This is a genomic window from Ruoffia sp. FAM 26255, from assembly GCF_045528525.1.
Lineage (GTDB): Bacteria > Bacillota > Bacilli > Lactobacillales > Aerococcaceae > Ruoffia > Ruoffia tabacinasalis.
This window is the reverse complement of record NZ_JBGQQX010000008.1, coordinates 1-18,911: the sequence shown is the minus strand read 5'-3', so window position 1 is coordinate 18,911 and position 18,911 is coordinate 1. Positions and strand designations below refer to the sequence as shown.

17 protein-coding genes, 1 pseudogene and 1 other annotated feature are annotated in these 18,911 nt (G+C 34.9%); of the genes and pseudogenes, 15 read left to right on the top strand and 3 right to left on the bottom strand.

What is annotated here, in order from left to right:
• The first annotated feature begins 17 nt into the window (after positions 1-17).
• The 7 genes from ACEN31_RS02730 (at position 18) to ACEN31_RS02700 (ending at position 11,430) form a co-directional block, all read left to right on the top strand.
• Entirely contained in the window at positions 18-3,515 is a 3,498-nt protein-coding gene (locus ACEN31_RS02730) for a pyruvate carboxylase (protein WP_407108564.1), read from the top strand.
• 13 nt (positions 3,516-3,528) lie between these two features.
• The gene (locus ACEN31_RS02725) at positions 3,529-4,704 is read left to right on the top strand and encodes a CapA family protein (RefSeq protein ID WP_407108563.1); all 1,176 of its coding nucleotides are present in this window, start codon (positions 3,529-3,531) and stop codon (positions 4,702-4,704) included.
• A 154-nt stretch (positions 4,705-4,858) separates the two neighbouring features.
• Positions 4,859-6,475 carry an LPXTG cell wall anchor domain-containing protein gene (locus tag ACEN31_RS02720; RefSeq protein ID WP_407108561.1) on the top strand — a complete coding sequence of 539 codons (1,617 nt, stop codon included), beginning with the start codon at positions 4,859-4,861 and terminating at the stop codon, positions 6,473-6,475.
• A 65-nt stretch (positions 6,476-6,540) separates the two neighbouring features.
• A complete protein-coding gene (locus tag ACEN31_RS02715) occupies positions 6,541-6,900 on the top strand; it encodes a thioredoxin domain-containing protein (protein ID WP_407090218.1) in 360 nt (119 codons plus the stop codon).
• A 92-nt stretch (positions 6,901-6,992) separates the two neighbouring features.
• Positions 6,993-7,199: a binding site (T-box leader), on the top strand.
• A 109-nt stretch (positions 7,200-7,308) separates the two neighbouring features.
• Positions 7,309-7,956 (top strand): amino acid ABC transporter permease, encoded by a 648-nt coding sequence (locus ACEN31_RS02710; protein WP_407090217.1) that lies wholly within the window; start codon positions 7,309-7,311, stop codon positions 7,954-7,956.
• 92 nt (positions 7,957-8,048) lie between these two features.
• The gene (locus tag ACEN31_RS02705; protein WP_407108559.1) at positions 8,049-10,769 is read left to right on the top strand and encodes a LysM peptidoglycan-binding domain-containing protein; all 2,721 of its coding nucleotides are present in this window, start codon (positions 8,049-8,051) and stop codon (positions 10,767-10,769) included.
• 64 nt (positions 10,770-10,833) lie between these two features.
• The gene (locus tag ACEN31_RS02700) at positions 10,834-11,430 is read left to right on the top strand and encodes a hypothetical protein (RefSeq protein ID WP_407090215.1); all 597 of its coding nucleotides are present in this window, start codon (positions 10,834-10,836) and stop codon (positions 11,428-11,430) included.
• A 10-nt stretch (positions 11,431-11,440) separates the two neighbouring features.
• Here ACEN31_RS02700 and ACEN31_RS02695 read toward each other — a convergent pair whose 3' ends face one another.
• Complete coding sequence (locus tag ACEN31_RS02695) at positions 11,441-11,950, bottom strand: GNAT family N-acetyltransferase (RefSeq protein ID WP_407090214.1); 510 nt, start codon at positions 11,948-11,950, stop codon at positions 11,441-11,443.
• Between the two features lie 88 nt (positions 11,951-12,038).
• On the opposite strand from ACEN31_RS02695, the gene ACEN31_RS02690 reads away from it, so the two are divergent.
• From ACEN31_RS02690 to ACEN31_RS02680, 3 genes are all read left to right on the top strand, one after another.
• On the top strand, positions 12,039-12,713 hold the full coding sequence (locus tag ACEN31_RS02690; RefSeq protein ID WP_407090213.1) for a uracil-DNA glycosylase: 675 nt from the start codon (positions 12,039-12,041) through the stop codon (positions 12,711-12,713).
• A gap of 70 nt (positions 12,714-12,783) precedes the next feature.
• A complete protein-coding gene (locus ACEN31_RS02685; protein ID WP_407108557.1) occupies positions 12,784-13,251 on the top strand; it encodes a hypothetical protein in 468 nt (155 codons plus the stop codon).
• Between the two features lie 64 nt (positions 13,252-13,315).
• Positions 13,316-14,311, top strand: a complete 996-nt coding sequence (locus ACEN31_RS02680) for an NADPH:quinone reductase (RefSeq protein ID WP_407090212.1) — start codon at positions 13,316-13,318, stop codon at positions 14,309-14,311.
• A gap of 68 nt (positions 14,312-14,379) precedes the next feature.
• Here the strand turns inward: ACEN31_RS02680 and ACEN31_RS02675 are convergent, their stop codons facing one another.
• Positions 14,380-14,529: a hypothetical protein gene (locus ACEN31_RS02675; RefSeq protein ID WP_407090211.1), complete on the bottom strand. Its 150-nt coding sequence runs from the start codon at positions 14,527-14,529 to the stop codon at positions 14,380-14,382.
• A gap of 184 nt (positions 14,530-14,713) precedes the next feature.
• Here ACEN31_RS02675 and ACEN31_RS02670 point away from each other — a divergent pair, with 184 nt between their 5' ends.
• On the top strand, positions 14,714-15,709 hold the full coding sequence (locus ACEN31_RS02670) for an ornithine cyclodeaminase family protein (RefSeq protein WP_407108555.1): 996 nt from the start codon (positions 14,714-14,716) through the stop codon (positions 15,707-15,709).
• A 56-nt stretch (positions 15,710-15,765) separates the two neighbouring features.
• Here the strand turns inward: ACEN31_RS02670 and ACEN31_RS02665 are convergent, their stop codons facing one another.
• Entirely contained in the window at positions 15,766-16,722 is a 957-nt protein-coding gene (locus ACEN31_RS02665) for a glutathione S-transferase family protein (RefSeq protein WP_407090209.1), read from the bottom strand.
• Positions 16,723-17,478: 756 nt separating this feature from the next.
• Between ACEN31_RS02665 and ACEN31_RS02660 the strand changes: the two genes are divergently transcribed.
• The 4 genes and pseudogenes from ACEN31_RS02660 to ACEN31_RS02645 form a co-directional block, all read left to right on the top strand.
• Positions 17,479-17,628: a hypothetical protein gene (locus ACEN31_RS02660; protein ID WP_407090208.1), complete on the top strand. Its 150-nt coding sequence runs from the start codon at positions 17,479-17,481 to the stop codon at positions 17,626-17,628.
• Positions 17,629-17,634: 6 nt separating this feature from the next.
• A complete protein-coding gene (locus ACEN31_RS02655; protein WP_407108593.1) occupies positions 17,635-18,114 on the top strand; it encodes a shikimate dehydrogenase family protein in 480 nt (159 codons plus the stop codon).
• Entirely contained in the window at positions 18,074-18,229 is a 156-nt protein-coding gene (locus tag ACEN31_RS02650) for a hypothetical protein (protein WP_407090207.1), read from the top strand. The genes ACEN31_RS02655 and ACEN31_RS02650 overlap by 41 nt, the downstream gene beginning before the upstream one ends.
• 24 nt (positions 18,230-18,253) lie before the next feature.
• A pseudogene (locus tag ACEN31_RS02645) lies at positions 18,254-18,769 on the top strand (chorismate synthase); the annotation flags it as partial.
• Positions 18,770-18,911 lie beyond the last annotated feature (142 nt).

Here is an 18,911-nt window from a genome sequence, read left to right as displayed (position 1 = left end):
AAATTGGAGTTGAGTAAATGAATAAAATTAACAAGATATTAATAGCCAACCGCGGTGAAATTGCCATTCGAATTATCCGTGCGTGTAAAGAATTAGGAATTGAAACGGTAGCGATTTATTCTAAAGAAGATATCGGGTCGCTGCATAGACAAAAAGCAGACCAATCGTATTTGGTAGGCGAGACGTTAAGTCCGACGGGGGCTTATTTAGATATTGAAGGTATTATTGCTTTAGCTAAAGAGAAAAACATTGATGCGATTCATCCGGGCTATGGCTTCTTAAGTGAGAACTATGAGTTTGCGAAACGTTGTCAGGAAGAAGGTATTATCTTTATCGGTCCTGAACTTCGACATTTAGAAATGTTCGGGAATAAAACGCGTGCGCGTGAAACGGCTATTGCTGCAGGACTGCCAATCATTCCAGGTACTGTGACAGATGATAATTCATTAGAAGATGTTAAAGCCTTCGCGAGTGAACATGGTTATCCGATTATGCTAAAAGCTGTCAGCGGTGGTGGCGGTAAAGGGATGCGTATTGTGGCGTCTGAAGATGAGATTGAAAGTGCCTATGACCGTGCGAAATCCGAAGCAAAAAATTCTTTTGGTGATGACCGCATGTATGCTGAAAGGTACATTAATGAACCAAAACATATTGAAGTACAGATTTTAGGAGATACACATGGCAACGTCGTGCATTTATATGAACGAGACTGCTCGATTCAACGTCGTCATCAAAAAGTTGTTGAAGTAGCACCTTCATTTAATTTAAGCTCGGAAATGCGTGAAAAATTAACAGATGCTTCGCTTCAATTAATGAATCATATCGAATATATTAATGCCGGTACAGTGGAATTCCTAGTCTCAGGAAATGAATTCTACTTCATCGAAGTAAATCCACGTGTTCAAGTGGAGCATACCATTACAGAATTAGTGACTGGTTTAGATATTGTTCGTACGCAAATTTTAATTGCGGATGGTGAAGCATTATTTGATCAAGCCATCGGTTTCCCAAGCCAAGAAGATATTCACTTAAATGGTTTCGCTATTCAAGCGCGTGTAACGACAGAAGATCCTTTAAATAATTTTGCACCAGATTCTGGTAAGATCATCGGTTACCGTTCTCCTGGTGGGATTGGTGTTCGTTTAGATGCTGGTGACGCTTATAGTGGGGCGAATATTAGCCCTTACTATGATTCATTACTTGTTAAAATCTCAACGTATTCAATTCACAAAGATGGCGCCATTGCTAACTTAAGACGCTCTTTAGAAGAGATGAGTATCGTGGGTCTCAAAACAAATATTCGTTTCATTGAAAACATTATTAAACACCCACAATTTGTCTCTGGTGAATATGATGTGTCATTCATTGATACGCATAAGGAATTATTCGATTTTATACCTCCAAGAAACCGCGGGAATAAACTATTGAAGTATATTGCGAATGTCACTGTCAATGGCTTCCCAGGGATTGAAAAAACTGAAAAACCTCACTTTGAATTGAGACAAGTGCCAAAAATTAAAGGTCACCGTACAAATATTCACCGTGAATCATTCAGTACACCAGGGGATGTTTGGACAAAGCCACACGACGAGAAAGCTTTGTCATTTAAACAGATTTTAGATCAACAAGGACCTGAAGCTGTATCTAAAGCTATTCTTGGAACTAAGAATACTTTACTAACAGATACAACACTTCGTGATGCACATCAATCTGTTTTAACGACACGCTTAAGAACGACAGATATGCGTGAAATTGCGCCATTTATGAATGAAACAATGCGTGACTACTTCTCATTAGAGATGTGGGGAGGAGCAACGTTTGATGTCGCTTATAACTTCTTGAAAGAAAGTCCATGGCAAAGATTGCGTGACTTACGTCAAGTAATTCCGGATATTCCTTTCCAAATGTTATTGCGTGCTTCAAATGCGGTAGGTTATAAGAACTATCCAGATAATTTAGTGAAACAGTTTATTAAAACAAGTGCTCAAGAGGGCATCGATGTCTTTAGGATTTTTGATTCACTAAACTGGTTAGAAGCGTTAAAATTCCCAATTGAAACAGCGTTAGGGACTGGAAAAATAGTCGAAGGAACAATCTGTTATACAGGGGATATTTTGAACCCACAACGATCAAGCCTATATACATTAGATTATTACGTAAATATGGCAAAAGAATTGGAAGCACTTGGTGTTCATACAATTGCGATTAAAGATATGTCTGGTGTCTTAAAGCCTGAGGCAGCTTACCAACTTATCTCTGCATTGAAACAAGAGGTATCACTACCGATTCATTTACACACACATGATACGACAAGTACTGGTGTAGCTATTTACTCAAGAGCGATTGATGCTGGGGTGGATATTGTGGATACTGCTAATGCAGCTCTATCGGGTCAAAATTCACAGCCAGATGCGAATGCCTTGTACTATACACGTCTAGGCCTTGACCGTAATATTAACGTGGACGTTGAAGCGAATGATATCATGCAAAATTATTGGAAAGAAACACGTAAGTATTACACGCCGTTTGAAAGTGATTTAACAACTGCTTGGACAAAAGTCTATGATTATGAAATGCCAGGTGGTCAATATAGTAATTTACGTATGCAAGCACAATCCTTAGGGCTAGGCGATCGTTATGACGCTGTCTTAGATATGTATCACCGTGTGAACTTCTTATTCGGAGATATTGTAAAAGTGACACCATCATCTAAAGTTGTAGGAGATATGGCTTTATTCATGGTTCAAAATGATTTAGACGAATCATCTGTTATTGCGCAAGGCGAGGCGTTAGACTTCCCACAATCTGTTATTTCTTTCTTTAAAGGAGAGATTGGCCAACCTGCGGGTGGTATGAATAAAGAATTACAAAAAGTAGTTCTAAAAAGTGAAACAGCGATTTCCGATCGACCAGGGAATCACTTAGCACCTTTCGACTTCAAAGAAGCCGAAGAAGAATTGAATGAAAAGCTTTATAAAGATGTGGATATGAACTCAATGTTGAGTCTAGGAATGTATCCTAAAGTATTTAGAGAATATTTAAACTTTATTGAAGATTTTGGTCAAGTTGATATAATTGATACACCAACCTTCTTATACGGTATGAAGTTAAATGAACGTATTGTCGTTGATATCGAACCTGGTAAAACACTCTTAGTAGAATTAACAAGTATTGGACCGCTTAAAGAAAATGGCACACGTATTGTTTATTTCAATCTAAATGGAATGCCTGAACAAGTAGAAATTATTGATAATAATGTTGATTTATCATCAGTAGCTCGTCCAAAGGCAGATCGTTCAAATCTGAATCATGTCGGAGCACAAATGCCTGGTTCTGTATTTAAGGTAAATGTTAAAGAAGGCGATCATGTAAGACAAAATGATGTATTAATTATTACTGAAGCAATGAAAATGGAAAATGCGATTCAAGCACCTAAAGCTGGGGTAATAAAAAGCATCTATGTGAAAGAACAAGATCAAATTACAGCAGGAGATTTACTGATAGAATTCGAATAAGGATGCGTGAATGTTGAAAAAAAGATTAAATAACATAAAATTAATAAGTTTATTTCTCGGTATAACATTTCTCGTTTTAGGCTGCCAATCGGCTAGCCAAGAGGGGGAATCGGTTGCTGAGTCCGAAGAAGTTGGCAGTGAAGAAGTGGTTGACACTTCTGAAGAGAATGGATCTAGTAGTGATTATGAAGTGGTTGATTCTGTAACAATTCGCTCTATTGGAGATGTATTAGTTCATGATACGGTTTATTATGATGCGGATACTGGGGATGGTTATAGTTTTGATCATATGTTTGATGGGGTTAGACCGTATTTAGAGAATGCGGATATTACAACTGCGAATCTAGAGATGATCACAGCGGGAAGTGTCTTTGGACCTTCAACATACCCAGCTTTTAATTCACCTGAAGAGATTATTGATGCACTTCAAAACGCTGGGGTTGATATTGTTAATAATGCAACGAACCATTCACTTGATTTAGGTGCAGACGGGGCATATGCTTCAATTAACGCCTTACAAGAGCGTGATATGATGCATGTAGGTAGTTATGAGTCATGGGAAGATTACAATACGTCTCGCATCATCGAAGTAGGAGATATGTCCGTTGGTTTTCTGTCTTATGCTAATGATGCGAATGGAAACTATCTCCCAGAAGATCAAGAATATTTATTATCACTCATTGATTTGGATTTAATTCCACTTGAAGTTGAGCAACTGAATACGGAAGTGGATGTGTCAGTTGTCATGTTCCATATGGGAAATGAGTATGATTACTTACCTAATACGTGGCAATTAGAAGTTATGCAAACAGCGCGTGATGCTGGAGCAAACTTTATTCTAGGCGGACACCCGCATGTCTTACAACCATTTATTAATTATAATGAGAGCCAAGCAGGAATGTTCTCACACGGGAACTTTTTAACTGGACAGTATGAAATTGACACAAAAGTCGGAGGTATTACCGAATATACATTTAATAAACTTGGTAATGGTGAAGTTGTCTTAGATTCAATGCGATTCATGCCGACCTTTAATTTCGGTATGCCAGAGACTCCGGTATACTCTGTAGTTCCTTTAGCAGATGCTGATGAATATGGCTTAGCTCAAGCCAGTGAGTTGTATGCTGAATTAGAACAAAGAATGCGATATTATACTAATAAAGTAGAAGTAGTTGAATACTTAGACTAATAGAGATAGTTTAAACAGTTAGTGAAAGCAAATCGATTTCACTAACTGTTTTTTTGTTGTCTAAAATAGCAATTTGAAAAGTTGTTAATTAAGTCAATAAATAAAATAATGGAAATGATACTTTTTTACGTATTTATATATGGAGGTGTTATTTATGAAAAAAATAATCATATCAATGACGTTATTAAATTTATTACTTAATTCTTTTGGTTCAATATTCGCACAGGAAGCGCCGGATCCTTATATTGTTACTCAGGATATTAATTATGAATCGATTTCACTAGAAGATTGTTTAAACATATTACAAAATCCAACGGATGAAAGTCTCGAAGCCGAATCAATAAATGGAACAATTGAAGAAGTTGAAGCGGAATTACAGTTAGTTCAAGCACAATATAACGAGCTTAATAATTATATTGCTTTGTTAGAAAGCGGGGAAATAGACTCCCTAGATTGGGCAAATTCACAACTACTCATCGTTATCGAAGAGGTATATGCACTTCAATCTGAATTGGACCCTGAGTTTATATATTTAAGTGAAGAAGAACAATTAAATCTTGTTGCAAGTCATGAATCAGTCTTGGAATGGCAAGCCTATATCCAAGAAATTCAAGTTGCATTAAACCAATTAATTGCCGATCGTAATGTCGTAGAACAAAACTATTCTAATTTGAATTTTACACTAAATGAATTACACGCTAGTAAAGAAAACACGAGTCAATCAAAAGCCGCCTACAATGAGTGTCAATTATATCCGTATTCATCTGAATATTTATCAACTGACCAGATATTACTGAATAGCCAAAAGTCTTTAAATGATTATCTCGTTCAAATTGATACATATTTAGAAAAGATAGTTGCTAAAGCTTATCGTAAAGTTGCTTTTGAAGATATTTATCGACTATATAGTGAGCAATTAGATCAACAAGCTTTAGAAAATGCTTTAGCGGATAAACCAAATATCGTTTTAGATAATCTAGCCTATGAAACATATAGTTATGCTAAAGAGTTAAGTTTAATTGATATAGAAACATTAGCTCAATATGCACAAAGAGCATTTATAAAAAATAATAACAAAGATGAATTTATACAGAGTTATCAAAAAGTCATCAACTTAAAAGAGAATCAATGGAATTATATTTATAGCATTAACACAGAGGCTTTTGAGTTAATAAAGAGCGAACTTGTCAATTATCTAAACTCGAATATGCATACGAATGAAGAAGCCGTAAATTTAGTACGTAGTATCCACCAAAGATATCAAGTGAAACTAGTATTTTTTGACGATAGCTCACAACAGTGGGTTACAAACTCGATGAGTTCGTCTGGCTATTATGATGAATATGTTCAAAAAGATATTTCATCACATGCGTTAGAAGAAGCCTTAAGTGGAGAGTCAACTTCAGAAATAGATTCAGAAAGTAATGATGAATTAACATTAGATGAAACCTTAGACGAAGTCCCTGATAACTTGGTAGTACCGAATGATCATCTAGAATCTTTAAAAGACCAGCTTTCAAATGTTCGAAGTAATACAAATATAAAAGATCTTCCTAAACCAAGTGCATCAAATTCGATGAATAATAAAAATAAAGAGAACAAAGGTGAAAAAACAAATAAAGGTAATATCGAATTACCTTCGACTGGTGAAAGAAAACCGATGACAATTATCGCAATAATCATCTTAGTTATTGGCTTAATTTTATTATTTACGACCCTTCGTATAAAGCGTAAAAAAAGAGAAACACTTCAAGATATTGAATTAGATTGAGCAATAAAATTGGTTTAAAGGCCAGATTTAAGGTACTATTTACTTATGAAAGAGAGGTTATTAATATGACAGCAGAAGAAAATGTATTTTTAGAAATCGTACAAGACTTTACGGAGCTTTCTCCGACTGAAGCAGATGAATTACTTTCTAATGAAGAAGGTACTGTGGTATTTATCGGACGTCCCACATGTCCATATTGCCGCAAATTTGCACCTAAACTTCATAAAGTAAGTACAGAGCAAAAAGTTAAGGTGAATTTTGTAAATTCAGAACATCCTGATTATACTGATGAATTAAAAGACTTCCGTGAAAAATACGGTGTACCGACAGTTCCAGGTATCCTATTTGCTGATGGAAACGATGTAAAAGTCCGTTGTGATAGTTCTATGACCGAAGAAGAAATTGCATCGTTCGTTAATGCCTAATAAAATCGGATTAATCTAATAATATTCTTAGTATTAATAAGAATTTAGGTTGACAAACAATTCTCATTCTTTTAATATTATTCTAAATTAAATAGTCGTCGAAGATTTAAGAGAGTAAGTTTGTGTGAACTAAAAGCGATGTAGCAAACGGTGAAAGGCTACAAAGATTCACTTTACTGAACCGCACTTAATAGACATATTAGTGAACTTATAGTAGCTAATATCGCATACGCGTTATAAGTAAGTGAATTGATTATGTCAATTAAACAGAGTGGTACCACGGATATTTCGTCTCTATTTTTAATGTTATGCATTAAAAATAGAGACTTTTTTTGTATATTTGTATACACACAGACAGTTTAATTATTAGTTTGATCATTATTATAAAATTTAAGAGGAGAGATACTTATGGATATTATTCAAGAATATTACCCGCTATTTTTAAATGGAGCATGGTACACAATACAATTAGCATTCGTTACAGTCGTTTTATCATTACCTTTCGGAGCTACCTTAGCTTTAATGCGTATTTCATCAAACAAAATACTTAGCACGATTGCGCGTGTTTATGTAGAGATTATTCGTGGGACGCCATTACTTGTTCAAGTTTATTTAGTTTATTTCGGACTTCCAATGTTCAATATTTATTTGGATGATTTCATCTCTGCAGTATTAGCTGTAACCATTAACTCTACTGCTTATATGGGAGAAATCATGCGTAGTGGTATTCAATCAATCGATACAGGTCAAACAGAAGCAGCCAGAGCACTTGGTTTACCTAAGTGGGTAGCTTTTAGAAAAGTACTTTTACCACAAGCGATTAAAAACATCTTACCAGCGATTGGTAATGAGTTTGCTGTATTAATTAAAGAAACGTCAATTGTGTCTGTTTTAGGAATCAAAGACTTAATGTTTGCTTCGGATACTGTTAGAGGGGCAACGTATACAACTTTTGCACCGTTATTATTTGCGGCACTGTTATATTTCATTATGACATTCACAATTTCACAACTTATGAATTTACTTGAGAATCGCTTTGCTAAAGCGGATAATTAATCTATTAATATTTGTAATAAATCTAGTCGTTTTGGTAATCAAAACATGTTACAATTGAAATATACATTACTACAATCTGAGGAGTGTTCATTTTGGAGAGAAAATTAATGCGCAAACGTAAAGGGGAATGGATTACTGTTTCACTTTCATTAGCAGCGCTTGTTGCCATTGGTGGATCACAATCAATCGTAGCAGCACAAGAAATTTCATCAACATATGTTGTTCAATCTGGCGATACTTTATATTCAATTGCCAGCCGTCATGGCCTTTCATTGGGGCAACTTAAAGAAATTAATGGTTTAAATAACGATATTATACTTCCAGGTCAAAGTTTATTAGTGGGTCAAAGTGCACAAAATGAAGAAATTTCTACTCCTCCAAATGAGACACAAAATTCTAATAACACTGAAGTTGAAACAAATACACCACCAGTTGTGTCTAATAACACAAATACAGCAACGGCTACAGGATCAACTTATACTGTAAAATCTGGTGATTCATTATACGCAATCGCTATTAAACATGGTGTATCAGTACAAAACATTAAAGATTGGAACGGCTTAACTAGCAATTATATTTATTCTGGTGACGTCCTGAATGTTTCTAAAGCAGGAACACCTGCACCAAAACCGACACCAATTGAAAATGATAATAACAATTCAACTGGAAACACTTCAACGACAAATGTTCACATCGTTAAAGCGGGAGAGTCAGTTAATTTAATTGCTCAAAAATATGGTGTGACAGCAGCTCAAATTAAATCTTGGAATAAATTATCATCAAACTTAATCCATCCAGGAGATCGTTTAGTCGTTTCTGCGTCTGCTAAGAATAACGGAAACAGTAACTCAGGGAATTCAAATAATGACTCTGAGAACACTAATAATTCAGGAAACACAGAATCAGCAAAAACATATACGGTTAAATCAGGCGATTACTTATACTCAATCGCTAGTCGTTTCGGTGTAACTGTTCAGAACTTAAAAGACTGGAATAAGTTATCTAATAACTATATTTACTCTGGTGATGTTTTAAATGTTGCAAAACCAGGTTCAAACACATCGACACCTGCACCTAAACCAGACGATAATAACAATAACAGTAATGAAAATTCTGGAACTAAAAAAGTTCACGTTGTAAAAGCAGGAGAATGGGTAAGTAAGATTGCAGCTCAGTATGGAATCACTGACCAACAATTAAAATCATCGAATAACTTATCATCTAACTTAATCCACCCAGGCGATCGTTTAGTTGTTTCAAATCCTAATAATTCAGGAAATTCAAACACTGGTAATGAAAGTGTCAGCGAAAGTAATAAACCAGAGACGACAACTGCTAAAACACATACGGTTAAATCAGGCGATTACTTATATTCAATCGCTAGTCGTTATGGAATTTCAGTTCAAAACTTAAAAGACTGGAATAAATTAACAAGTAATTATATTTATTCAGGTGATGTGTTAGTTGTTTCTAAACCAAATTCAACAACTCCAGCTCCAAAACCAGATGATAAAGAAGAAGAAAAAGAAGAAAATAACAATACAAATAAACCTTCTAAAGTTCATGTGGTTAAATCTGGTGAGTGGGTAAGTAAAATTGCTAATCAATACGGCATTACTGAAGCGCAATTAAGAGAATGGAATAACCTTTCATCTAACTTAATTCACCCAGGCGACCGTTTAGTTGTTTCTAAACCATCTAATTCTGGAAATAATTCAGGAAACAATGGTAATAATGACAATAACAACAAACCATCAACACCAGCAAAAACTTATATGGTTAAATCAGGCGATTACTTATACAAAATCGCATCAGCACATGGTATCACTGTTCAAAATCTAAAAGATTGGAACAACTTAACGAGCAATTACTTATATTCAGGAGACGTATTAATTGTTTCAAAACCAACAGGTTCAAATAATGGTGGAAACAATAATAACAACTCAGGATCTAGCAACCAACCAATTCCTGATCTATCTGGAGTAACTCCTGTATCAGTAAACTACGATGTGAAGTTAAATGGTACAACACAAGCATTAAGAAACACTTTATCTTATGCAGGTCGTACTAGCGATGTTGTTGATTATTTTGGTCAAAGATTTACAGTTAAATGTGAATTTGTTAAAGGCGGAACGAAATATATTGAATTATTAAATTCAAATGGAAGTATCGTAGGATATGTTCCTAAATCTGCTTCTGTAGAAGTGCCACAAGGTAAGAATGTTGTATACCTAGATGCAGGTCACGGTGGAACTGAAACAGGTTCAGCTGCGAATAATCGAGAAGAGAAAGAATTAAACTTAAACATCACTTCTCAACTATCAACAATTTTACGTAATCAAGGATATATTGTTTATGAATCAAGAACATACGATGAAACAATTCCTTTACATGAACGTCATTTAGAACCAAATAGCATTATGCCTGATGCATACATTAGTGTGCATCATAATGCAATGCCGATTCCAAATACGGCTCATGGTATCGTAACTTTATATCACGATCAATCTATCGATGAAAAAGGCTATGAGACAGTTGATCACCATATTGGAACAGACATTATTCCAGAAGGGAAACGTTTAGCAAACGCTATCCAAAATAGCTTAGTTGCGATTACTGGAGCGAATGATATGGGAACTCGTGCGCAAAACTTACACGTTACACGTAAGACAGACGTTCCGGCTACATTAGTAGAGTTAGGTTTCCAAGATCATGATGCAGAATTTAGAAAATTAATTAACCCTTCATATCAGAAGAAATTAATTAATGGGCTTGTTAACGGAATCAATGCATACTTCGGTTTAACTCGCTAATTAACACATTTTAAATAAAAAATTTAAACGGGCTTCTTGCCCGTTTTTTAATTCAGGTGATTAAATGAATAACCAAGAATGGGACAATTTATTAAATATAAAAACGACAAATGAACGTGACTGGCAGGCAGCAATCTATGATTACCATCGCTTAGAATCGACGGATTATGACGTATTGAGTCTATTATTTGATAATCTAACTGTATCAAAAGATGATGTTTTCGTTGATATGGGCTGTGGAACAGGGAGAGCTTTGTTCTATGTTCATTATCGATTTGGTATTACGGTTAAAGGAATAGAACTTCATCCAATGACGTTTGATGAATTAGAGAATAACAAAAAACAATTTCAAAAGCGCTTCAAAGTACCTAATAATGATATTTATATTAAACATACTTATGCTGACGATTATCTTGTTGAATCGAGTGATTCAATTTTCTATTTTTTCAATCCGTTTGCGTTTAAAATTTTTAAAAATGTAATAAATAATATCATGTACTCTGTGAACTTGGTTCGTCGTCCAGTAAAACTCATCTTGTACTATCCAGAACGGGCTGTAATTAAATATTTGAAAGAAGAGACACCTTTTGAACTTATAGACAAAATAAAAATCCCCGGAACCTATGATTCCCGAGATTTTTTACATATATTTAGTTTGTAGAAGAGCTTTCTTAAGTATTAGACTGAATTGTTTTTGCCATCCATACGATGTCATGCCATTCATCAAATTTATAGCCGAATTTAGGCATTTGACCCACTACTGTATAATCATTTTTTTGTAAGAAACGGTAACCAGCAATATTACTTGCAGTTAAATTCGAATAAAGTTGAACAATTCCAATTTGTTTTAATTTCTGTTCTAAGTTCTCATATAATTGCTGGCCTAAACCAGTGCCATAGTAGGAGGGATTGATGTATAAATTGATAATACAAGTGTATTTATAAGCTTGACGCTTTTCTTGAAAGTGATTAGCAAAAGCATACCCAATTATCTCATGATCTATTTCAGCTACTACAAAAGCCAATTGCTCAATAATCTTTTGCATAACTTTTTTATAATTTTCAATGGTAGGCACTTGGATGGCCATTGTTACAGTTGTATTCTCGATATATGGTTGGTAGATTTGTAAAATTTGACTTACATCTTCTAATGTTGCATTTCTAAATGTTATTTTTGACAATGGTACACCTCTATATTTATATAATGCTTTAAGTTTAACAAATTGAGTAAATTAATGTAAGGTATAGAATAATATTAAGGAGGAGAAAATGATAAAAATACAAAATGATTGGCAACCTATTATCGAAGAAGCTACTAACACAGAATCTTATCAATCTTTAAAACGATTTTTAATCGATGAGTATGAAGAACATATCGTTTATCCGCCAATAGAAGAGATTTGGACTGCCTTTGAGTGGACACCGTACAAAGATGTTAAAGTCGTCATCATCGGCCAGGACCCTTATCACGGTCCAAATCAAGCACATGGATTAAGTTTTTCAGTTAAAGAAACAGTTAAAATTCCGCCTTCATTAAGAAATATCTATAAAGAATTGGAAAATGATTTAAAATATCCTCCAGTAAATCATGGTTATTTAAAAAAATGGGCAAAACAGGGTGTCTTAATGTTAAATACAGTTTTGACAGTGAGAGCACACACACCCAATTCCCATAAAAATAAAGGCTGGGAAAAGGTTACTAATCATGCTATTGAAGCATTAAATGATTTAGATCATGCGGTTGTTTTTCTGCTTTGGGGAAGACATGCGCAACAAAAGAAAGATTTAATCAATACTAACAAACATTTCATTATAGAGTCGTCACACCCGAGTCCATTTTCGGCAAGACATTCTTTCTTTGGATCCAAACCATTCTCCAAAGTTAATGCTCTCTTAGAGGCTGATGGACAAACGCCAATTTACTGGAAATTAGATAATATTTAAGGCTATTTATTTGACCTTATACCATATGTATCATATGATAACGCTATCAAGACAATCTAGGAGGTACTCTATGAATCAGACAGTATTTACTAATTATTGGGTTAATCGCAGACAAAATATCCGCAAAGAACATGGTAGTTACCAAACCGAAGAAGAAGCAGTCAAAGGTATTGAGACCTGGTGGGAAATTCAAAAAGACAAATATTCAAACGTAACTAAAACAAGAACGAATACTGGTGCATTGGAAATAAACTATGGAGATGATAATTATTTCTACAGAGTCGAAGAAAGAACTATCACTGAAAAACTTCCCACTCGCTCTTATAAATTAAAATCAAAAGGTGAGATTGAGTCCCTTAGAATGCAATTAAACCTTACAGACAAACAATTACTTTTTGATGAACTACCAGAGCCATACCGTGATCGATTAATCGTTGCAATGTCTAACAGTATTACACCACGTGAATTTTTATATAGTGAGAATGGTGCACCATCCGTTAAGATTAATGAGTTAAAAGATTTACGTAAATTAGCATAAATTACTAAAATACTTCTTTTTAGAAGTATTTTTTATTAAGATTTAAAGATAAAGAGGGGTATAAATGAACAAGAATAAACAGATGAGTGCTGTAGTGGTTGAAGAATTCGGAGACTATCATAATTTACTATATAAAGAAGTAACTGAACCAGAAATTGATCGTAATCAAGTAAAAATAATAATGGAAGCCGTTGGTGTCAATCCTAACGAATCTTATGTCTTAACTGGGAATTATAATCTATTTATTCCAGAACTACCATTTACACCTGGTTTTGATGGGGCGGGAGTCATCGAAGAGATAGGCGATGATGTATCTAATTTTCAAGTTGGAGATAGAGTGTTTGTTGGAACATTCCGTAAAGTGAACCAATCTGGAACTTATGCTGAAAAGGTAGTTGTGGATTCAGATATCGTGTTGCCTTTACCTGATAATGCCAGTTTTGAACAAGGTGCTGCCCTAGGCATACCTGGGTTTACTGCCTATCATATATTATTCCAAAGAGCGAATCTAAAAGCTGGTGAAACAGTCTTTATCCATGGGGCAACTGGTGGTGTAGGAACGCTTGCTGTTCAGATGGCTAAATCCATTGGAGCAACCGTCATTGGAACTTCAAGCACCGAAGAAGGTTTACAAGCCATCTTAGATAATGGGGCTGACTACGCGATGAATCATTTGAATGACAACAATTTAGATCAGTTAAGTGAGTATACAAATGGAGTGGGCCCAGATGTTATTATTGAATTCTTAGCTAATAAAAACTTAGAACTAGATTTACAAGCCATCAAAACAAAAGGAAGAATTGTAGTCGTAGGAGCTAGGGACACCATTGAAATCTCTCCTAGACTCATTTTAAGCCGAAATATTAATGTTCTAGGTGCTTCGCTACCAAACTTAACTGAAGAGGATTACACAGAAGCGTCTGCTGGAATTATCGCCATGTTAGAACATGGTGTAATTAATCCTATTATTGGAGAAAGTGTCCCTTTAAGGGAAGTTCAAAAAGTACATGAGGATCTATTAACACGATCTGGAAACGGTAAATCAATCTTAAAACCGTAATATTATTTAAAAGAAATAAGACTCTGCTATGTTAAAAACTTAGCAGAGTCTTTTAGTTTAAAATTTAATTATTCGTCTTTGTCTTTGCAGCGAGCAACTGGTTCTGTAGATTCTGGTGTTTCTGTAAGAATATTTGGAGCTGCGTCTTCTTTAACTCTATCAAGTTTCTTAGCTGAAATTGGAGCTTGTACTTCTTCTTTTATTATAAACGTTATCAATTAGTTCATATTTGTTATCAGATGACTATCAGGATGTGTAGAAATATCATCAGATGAGTTACTTTTTAAAAATTCTCAGCGAAAATTTCATTTTTAGTGTAAAATGAAAATAAGGAGTGTTCTGATTTTTTTGTATTTGACCACTCAATTAACACAAATGAAATTAAATGTATAGGAGGCACATATGACAAGATTATTAAACGAAGAGCAAGTGAGGAGTTTAATCACGGTTTCTGAAATTAATGAAGTAGTTGATAAGACGTTCGAAGGATTTGGCTTAGGTGAGATTGTGAATCCAACGAAGGTTACCTTAGATTTAGGTGAAACAGGAAATTGGCCACAAAATGAAGGGTTTATGAATGCTATGCCAGCTTATGTGGACTGGTTAAAAGTTGGTGGACAAAAATGGGTTGGTGGTTTTGCAGGTAAACGAAAAGAAATGAATTTACCATATATTACAGCACTTATTACGTTAATTGATCCTGAACTTGGTACATTTACTTCTGTAATGGAAGGTTCTTATATTTCAAATATGCGTACTGGTTCACAGGCAGCAGTAGCATTGAAATATCTTGGTATAAAGGATTCTATTACAGTAGGAATGTTTGGTGCAGGTTTACAAGCTAGAACAGCCACCATTTGTATTGCTGATTTATTTGATATTGAGCGATTAGTTGTTTGGAATCATCGACGTTCTACTGCAGAACAATTTAAAGCAGATATGGAACCTTTTGTTAAAGGCGAAATTATTATTGCAGACCCGGACCATCCTGAAGAAGCAACAGATAATGAAGCATTATTTACATTCACACCGGCACAAGAACCATTTATAACAAAAGAAATGGTTAAACCGGGAACAATCGTTTTCCCTATGGGATCTTTTGAAGAGGTAAGTGAAGATGTTATTCTTTCAGCGGACAAAATTATCGTTGACCGTGTTGACCAAGCTTTACACCGTGGAGTGTTAAAATCTCTAACAAAAGATGGTAAAGTGACTGAAGATGATATTTATTGTACCTTAGGCGAGTTAGCTGCTAATAAAGTGACACTAGAAGATTATTCTAACGAAAAAATTATTTGTATACCTATCGGTACAGGAGCACTAGATGTTGCCGTAGCGGAGGTTGTATGCCGTCGCGCCGTTGAACAAAATATCGGAACGGAATTTGACTTCATCTAAAATAACATTAAATAATACACTCAAAGCCAGCCCTTAAAAGGCTGGCTTTGAGTGTATTAGAGGCTAAAATCTAGTTCTGGTCCTTTAGGAACTATTCCTGTTGGATTAATTGTCTTATGACTAATATAGTAATGATCTTTAATATGTTGCATATTTACAGTATCAGATACTCCTTCAAGATTGTAAATTTCACGTGTAAAACGCCATAGATTTGGATAATCCACGATACGTTTGAAATTACATTTGAAGTGGCTATAATAAACCGCATCAAATCGAACTAGGGTAGTGAATAAACGAATATCAGCTTCTGTTAACTGATCACCGACTAGATATTTACGGTTTTCTAGATGTTCTTCTAGTTCATCTAGTACTTTGAACACATTCGTAACTTCTTCTTCATAAACTTCTTGTTTAGTTGCAAATCCAGACTTATACACACCATTATTTACGTTATCGTAAACTCTATCATTCATAGCATCGATTTCGTCCATTAATGCTTCAGGTGAGTAGTCACCTGGTTTAGCACCAATGTCATCAAAAGCTGAGTTAAGCATACGTAATATTTCTGAAGATTCATTATTAACAATCTTACCCGTTTGTTTGTCCCACAATACAGGTACCGTCACGCGACCGCTATAATTATCATCTGCAGCTTTGTAAACTTCGTATAAAAAGTCAGCGTTATTAACTGAATCTTTAATGACTCCAGATCCGTCTTCAAATGTCCATCCGTTCTCTAACATTTTCGGATTCACAACGGATAGTGATATAAAATCCTCCAAACCTTTTAACGCACGCATAATCAGTGTACGGTGAGCCCAAGGGCAGGCTAGTGATACATATAAATGATAACGTCCTTTTTCTGCTTTAAAACCACCATCACCTGTAGGTCCAGCACTTCCATCTGCTGTTATCCAATTGCGAAATTGTGAATCTTTACGAACAAAGCGACCACCGGTTTTTTCAGTGTCATACCAATTATCTTGCCATTGTCCATCTACTAATAATCCCATAATCATGTCCTTTCATATTCAATCGATACTTTGATTATAACATGCTTTTTATATTTTACGTAAAATTCACCTTATAAAAATGCGTGAAATACTAGTAATTTCTTCATCGTTCCGATATATATAAATGAATACAGTTTATACCGAAAGGAGTGAATATATTATGATTAAAATGGCAATCGTTTATTCCGCGGAGACTATACAGACTAAATCCTGTACGGATCCTCCCACAAGTATTGGTAGTCACTGAAGCACATTAATGGAGGAAAACATTGAATACATAAAAAATTAGGGATTAGCAAAGAAATAAATACAGAAGCAAATCAATACCCTGAATTGTTTGTAGGCCGAATTTCTTCACAAACTAAAATATATATAAAGGCATGGCAGATGACAATGAATTTACACCAGAAGTATCTGGAAAGTTTCGATATAACATTGATTATATATCTGATTATCCACCTGTTGCCAATTTTGTTAAGATTGATAAGTTGAGCGATAATGAAAGGCATGTAATTATGCATCATGTATTTAGACTTAAAACTACGATAATTTGATTAGCAACAGGAACATCGAATGATGAACAACTGGTAGCTACAAATGTCGATGCCGTATATATTTGTATGTCACTTAACAATGACCTTTAATATCCGACAAATTGAAAGATACTGAAGTATTGTTTGGTATAGCTGAGCGATACCAGTAATCGTTCTAACAAAAGTAGATTTATGTGACAAATTAACTGAAAAGCTAATTGATTTGGATGATGTTGCGATTGGTGTTGAGGTCATAGTTACCACTTTAATTTATAATACTAGTTTTGAATTGGATAAATTAAATTTAGTCTACCTAGCCTTCGAAACATCGGAAGATGAGACAATTGATCGCATTCAAGCCTTAAAAAGTTAGAATGCGATAGGTATTAATGTAACGATGCCTGGAAAATACCAAGCACTACAGTGCGTTGATGAATTAGATCAAGCAGCCCAATATGTTCAAGCCATTAATATGTTGATACCCAATAATGGAAGATGGATAGGCTTTAATACAGATGGCAAAGGGTTTTGGAATGCCGTTCAACAACAAGATGTTCTTTTGAAGAATCAAACTGTTACAATCTTTGGTTCTGGAAATACAACACGAATCATCTTGGCTCAGGCGGCATTAGAAGGCATTAAACATATCAATATTATTGCCAGAAATATTTACCGCCCATTAGCTATAACAAATGCTGATATATTAGTACAAACGACTTCAGTCGGAATGTCTCCTAATACAATGCAAACAGTATTAGAAAATGAAACTTGGTTAAATCCCAACACAGTCGTCTGCGATATTGTTTATGAACCCCTTAATGACTCAATTTATCCAACAAGCACAACGCCGAGGCTGTAAGGTAATTACAGGTATTGATATGCTCGTTCATCAAGCAGCATTGAATTACACTTTGATGACAGGTTATCAAATGAATATCGAAGCCATACAGAATATAATTAAACGTCATTCATAAAATAAAAGAAAGTTGGTAATGTACATGCTAAGATTTATTACTGCTGGAGAATCACACGGACCAAGTTTAACAACAATTATTGAAGGTCTACCTGCAGGTTTACCCATCAATGTTGAGAAAATTAATCATGAATTAGCGAAACGTCAAGAGGGTTACGGTCGAGGAAATCGAATGAAGATAGAAAGCGATACAGTAGAAATTACATCTGGAGTACGATATGGAAAGACATTAGGGTCACCCTTAACACTAATCGTAGCGAATCGTGATAATAAAAACTGGAAAAGTGTAATGAGTATCGAATCGAATGATGACCCGAAAAGTCGACAAAGACGTGCAGTTCTACGTCCTCGTCCAGGGCATGCCGATCTTGTAGGAGGAATAAAATACCATCATGAAGATTTAAGAAATGTCCTCGAACGTTCGTCAGCAAGAGAAACTGCGATGCGGGTTGCAATTGGATCTGTTGCAAAGCAATTATTAAACGAATTAGACATAGATATTGTTGCCTATGTTTGTGAATTAGGGGATATTCAAGGTCAAGCTGATATTTCAAAACGCCAATTGTAAAATTAAGCTAGACAACTAAAACAGCCATTTGTGGTACACTCAACTTGTAATTCCGACCAAAGAATACAAAGGAGTGACCACAAATGACCTACACCCATCTTACCACGGATGAACT